Here is a 429-nt window from a genome sequence, read left to right as displayed (position 1 = left end):
CCGCAGGCCGTCACGGCCTCGGCGTAGCGGCGGACCAGGACAAGCAATTCCTCCGCGGCCGCTGCTTCCTTCGTCCGCATCTGCACTTCGGCGGCGAGTTCCTCGAGCGGACGCTGTCCGGCGAGCAGGGCCTCTGATTCCAGGCGCAGAGCGCCCAGGGCAGCAGCACCGGACGTGCGGTCGTCTTGCAGCCGGGCCAGGTCCAGGCGAAGCCGGGCCGTACGGCTCCGTAGTCCGGCAAGCCTGGCTTCGTCGGGAAGCCGTTCCTCCAGCACCGCGCGCAGTGAGCGCAGTCCGCGCAGGGCCGACCGCAAAGTGCCGGCGTCGACAGTGGAGCCATCGCCGGGGCCGGCGCTGCCCAGGGAGCCGCCGGCCCGTGAGCCCGGGCTGCCGTCCCCCGTTCCGATCTGCAGCGTGGCGAGCTCGGGG

The sequence above is a fragment of the Arthrobacter sp. TB 26 genome (assembly GCF_000427315.1).
Classification (GTDB): domain Bacteria; phylum Actinomycetota; class Actinomycetes; order Actinomycetales; family Micrococcaceae; genus Arthrobacter.
The sequence above is the reverse complement of the archived record's forward strand: the minus strand, read 5'-3'. Positions refer to the sequence as shown.